At 64.3% G+C, this 3,764-nt stretch carries 6 protein-coding genes; 3 read left to right on the forward strand and 3 right to left on the reverse strand.

Going from position 1 to position 3,764, the window contains the following annotated elements; genetic code table 11:
- Window positions 1–17 precede the first annotated feature (17 nt).
- The gene (locus F0Q34_RS21395) at window positions 18–545 is read right to left on the reverse strand and encodes a type II secretion system F family protein (protein ID WP_161600997.1); all 528 of its coding nucleotides are present in this window, start codon (window positions 543–545) and stop codon (window positions 18–20) included.
- Window positions 546–818: 273 nt separating this feature from the next.
- On the opposite strand from F0Q34_RS21395, the gene F0Q34_RS21400 reads away from it, so the two are divergent.
- The 3 genes from F0Q34_RS21400 (at window position 819) to F0Q34_RS21410 (ending at window position 1,779) form a co-directional block, all read left to right on the forward strand.
- The gene (locus F0Q34_RS21400; RefSeq protein WP_241665626.1) at window positions 819–1,082 is read left to right on the forward strand and encodes a type II toxin-antitoxin system Phd/YefM family antitoxin; all 264 of its coding nucleotides are present in this window, start codon (window positions 819–821) and stop codon (window positions 1,080–1,082) included.
- A complete protein-coding gene (locus tag F0Q34_RS21405; protein ID WP_149814400.1) occupies window positions 1,079–1,465 on the forward strand; it encodes a type II toxin-antitoxin system VapC family toxin in 387 nt (128 codons plus the stop codon). Before F0Q34_RS21400 ends, F0Q34_RS21405 begins: the two co-directional genes overlap by 4 nt.
- A gap of 125 nt (window positions 1,466–1,590) precedes the next feature.
- On the forward strand, window positions 1,591–1,779 hold the full coding sequence (locus F0Q34_RS21410) for a hypothetical protein (RefSeq protein WP_149814401.1): 189 nt from the start codon (window positions 1,591–1,593) through the stop codon (window positions 1,777–1,779).
- 74 nt (window positions 1,780–1,853) lie between these two features.
- Here F0Q34_RS21410 and F0Q34_RS21415 read toward each other — a convergent pair whose 3' ends face one another.
- Complete coding sequence (locus F0Q34_RS21415; RefSeq protein WP_149814402.1) at window positions 1,854–2,819, reverse strand: calcium-binding protein; 966 nt, start codon at window positions 2,817–2,819, stop codon at window positions 1,854–1,856.
- A gap of 832 nt (window positions 2,820–3,651) precedes the next feature.
- Complete coding sequence (locus F0Q34_RS22725) at window positions 3,652–3,762, reverse strand: chlorhexidine efflux transporter (protein ID WP_241665623.1); 111 nt, start codon at window positions 3,760–3,762, stop codon at window positions 3,652–3,654.
- Window positions 3,763–3,764 lie beyond the last annotated feature (2 nt).

Below are 3,764 nucleotides of genomic sequence, written 5' to 3' on the forward strand. Positions count from 1 at the left end.
TGGAACTGGAAGCGCACTCAGGCACCTGCAACCGCTGCCGCCTGACCGTCAACCGCGGCCATCACCGGATGGGTACCAATGAGGCGGATGGCCGAGGGGCCAATCAGCACGATGAACAGACAGGGCAGAATGAAAAGGATCAACGGCAGCACCAGCAGGGCGGGCAGGCGAGCCGCGCGCTCCTCCAATCGGATCATGCGTTCCTGCCGCATCTCGCCGGCCAGCACGCGCAGCGCCTGTGCCAGGGGCGTGCCATAGCGCAGGGTCTGCGATAAGGTAGCCGAAAGGCGCTGGAAACTTTCGATACCGGTTCGCTCGCCAAGCCGCATGAGCGCGGCGCTACGGTCGGGCAGCATGCGCAGCTCCTGGGCCAGCAGCGAGAGTTCAAGGGCGATGGCGGGGTTGGAAAACTCCATCTCCCGAGCGACGCGCTCCACGGCGCTATCCAGGCCCAAGCCGGATTCCGCGCAGACGACCAATAGGTCCAGCGCATCTGGCAGACCGCTCGAAAGCGCCGCGACATAAGGCCGGCGTAACGCGGCCACCAACGGCTTCCACGACCGCCAACCGCTGGAGGATCCCGGCGACCCACGACTGCGGCGCCTGCTGCGGGTTAGGGGGACAGAGGGTCAGCGTCAGGAAGGGGTCTCCGCCCTGGCAGGCGGTCCGAATGGCTGGCTGGCTTGGACGGAGGCTGGAGCAGCTGTCAAAGCCGTTGGGTGTGGTTGGTGAGGAAGGACCGGCCGGTGGAGCGGGCAAGGCTTGTCAGCGCTGCCCTATAGGTACACATTATGGTACACATGAAGGAGCAGATGCCGATGCCCTCGCCGGATCAGGCGACGCCACGTCGTGTCGGTGTTCGCGAGTTCCGCAACCACCTGGCCGAGTTCCTGCAGCAGGCCCGGCAGGGCCAGTCCTTTGTTATCACTTCGCGGGATCAGGTGCTGGCGGAGATCCACCCTCCGGCCCGCCCAGTGGCAGCACGCCGCGCGGGGGCCCTGAAGCACCGCATCCGCATCGCGGCGGATTTCGACACCCTGCCGCCGGACATCCTGGATGCCATGGAAGGCAAGGCGCCTTGAGGCTGCTGCTCGACACCCATGCCCTGCTGTGGTGGCTGGCCGATGATCCCCAATTGGGTACGCAAAGCCGCGCCTTGATCGAGAACCCGGCGCATGAGGTGCTGGTCAGCGTGGTGTCACTCTGGGAGATCGTGGTGAAGCAGCGCGTCGGCAAGCTGCAGGCCGATGTGCATGAGGTGGCCGAGGCGGCTGCGGCGCAGGGGTTTGAGCTGCTGGGCCTGCATCTGCCACATTTGCGGATGCTGCAGGACCTGCCCAGCCACCACCGCGATCCTTTCGATCACCTGCTGATCGCACAGGCCATGGCCGAGCAGGCCGGCTTCGTGACGGCGGATCAGCATGCCGGGCGCTATCCTGCCGAGGTGGTCAACGCTGCCGCCTGACCAGCCAGGCTGAATGCCAGGAACCCGCTGCTTCCCGCCCTGGGCCGGATCAAGCCTCAGAAACAATGTCGTTTGCCGCTTGCCGGCGCTGCCGCAGGCTGATCATGCTGCCCAGGATGTTCTGCGTGACCGAGAACGACGCCGCCGCGATCCGCCGGGCCTTCCTGGAAGGCGGCGAGCTTTCTGCCGCGCTCGAGCTGAGGCAGCGCTTCGTCGGTATCAGCAGCAACGCCGATGCACGGCGCTTTGTGCGGACGATCCTGGGCTGGGCGTCATCGGCCACTGCGGCGGCGGAAGCCGGCAAGGCTCAGTAGGACGAACGGTTTGTCGGCGTCCTGCCGCCATCTTCCGGAACACGCTGGCGTTGAGCGGCGAGGCAGGTTGGCCCTCAGGCCACGATGAACGGTTCGGCAAACGGGATTGTGCTGGCCGTATAATCCAGGAGGGCAACCGCGCCACTGGCGGCTTGGAAGTCCGGTCCTTCCCCACCAGGCCGACCGATATAGCGCTCCACGAACAGCAGCAGCAGGTCAGGACCGTCCTCCTGGACATCGAACATGCCCGGGTTGAACAGATCGCCCTTCACCGCAACATAGCCGCCCAGCGGCAAGATGGCCTGCAGTCCTGCACTGTAGCCTGGGACACCAAGTTCCAGCGGCACCTCACCCTCGAAGCGGTCCGACAACTGTAGGCCATTGCCGAAATAGAGGCTGTCTTCCGCCTGCAGATCGGTGACCACGCTGATCAATCCGGTCAGGGTGTCGCCGGCGCTCAACCGGTTGTCTGCTGAGTAATCTTCCACGGTGTAGGAGCCGCCGCCGAAGAGGCTGAACTTATCGGCTCCGGACCCACCAGTCATGATCGTGCCCGCACCCGTGGTCGGCGAGAAGGCAAAGTTCGCGCCATAGAAGATATCGGCGCCGGCGCCGCCATCGAGCACACCTCCATCCGTGACGTTGGACAGATCGTCATCGCCCTCATCGCCATAGGCATAGCCGCCTGGGCCCGGGTAGCCATCAAGTCTCAGCGTATCGCTGCCTGCTCCGCCACGCAGAGTGGCAGCGAAGCCGTGGCTGGTGAGGGTGTCGTTGCCCGCGCCACCGAAAGCGGTGTTGAGTAAGCTGTCTTCGTAGCCCCCGTATGGTTCCGGGCGCAACGGGCCGCGCAAGGTGATGGTGTCGTCGCCGGCCTCGCCGAAGACCAGGTTGCGGTCCCCGATGGCAGTCAGGGTGTCGTTACCCCAGCCACCGAACAGGACGTTGCCCCAGATGCCGCCCGGTGGCGCTTCGGCGGTGATGGTGTCATCGCCGCCCCAGCCAAAGACCAACCGCAATGTGCCGTAAACTTGCAGCACGTCAGGGCCTGCAGAGCCGTAGATCGGCGCCTCTAGCGGGAGGTCCGGGAGCCAGGGAAAAGATGGACGAGGTGAGCTGCCGTGACAGGAGAGCGCCATGCGCAAAACCCTTTCTGGACGCGGGCCGCTTGGCGGGGGCTTCTCCCTGGCGCCATTTCAGCAGAACCGTTGCATTACCGTACCAGAATTAGGGCTGTTGGGGAGGCCCGCCCGCAGGAAGTTGACCCGACAGTCGGCAGCAGAGCTGGACCAGCCGCAGCATTCAGTTCCACCCCTCCGCCGAAGCGCGCCGCCTGGTTGCCGCCCTGCCGGGCAGTGAGGTTGGCCTGGCAGTCGAGTGCCGCGTATTGCAGCCACTTCGCGCCGTTGTACCAGGGATGCAGCTTCTCGAGGGTGTCCTCGAGCACTACAGCTGCGTATCTCAACGAGACAGGTTTTCTGGCTGATTTGCGCCGCGCCGTCTGTTTGCGATCGGAGACCAGCTCGCTAGGATCGACGTTCCAACTTACGCAAAGGATGGGCCGTCATGCGTATCAGACTTAAACGCAGCCGAAAGACTGCCCGCAAGCGCCTCCGGCTGCAACGTAGACAAGCCAAGCTCCAAAAGGGGGGCTAACACCACAGTCGCTCCAGCCTACCGGGACGATAAGCACCTATCGTCTGCGCGCATCAGGCAAGGGCGTCGGTCCAGGCTGCAGGAGAAAAGGTGAGCGCCGCACTGCTATTGATAGATTACCATCATAGAATATGGCTTTGAGATACTGCGAAGACGCAGATGGCCACCCAAAAAGCCTCTGATCGGTCGTGGCGGGAAAAGGCGGCGTAGGCTGGTTCAGGAGGTCACCTCGGCGGACTTCCAGCCCTGCAGAGGGAAGACGCGGTCGTAGGCCAAGTTGAAGGTGAAGGCGTAGGCCACGTAGAAGGCGGCGATCGCGAGATCCATCA

It is taken from the genome of Teichococcus oryzae (assembly GCF_008386565.1).
Taxonomy (GTDB): domain Bacteria; phylum Pseudomonadota; class Alphaproteobacteria; order Acetobacterales; family Acetobacteraceae; genus Pseudoroseomonas; species Pseudoroseomonas oryzae.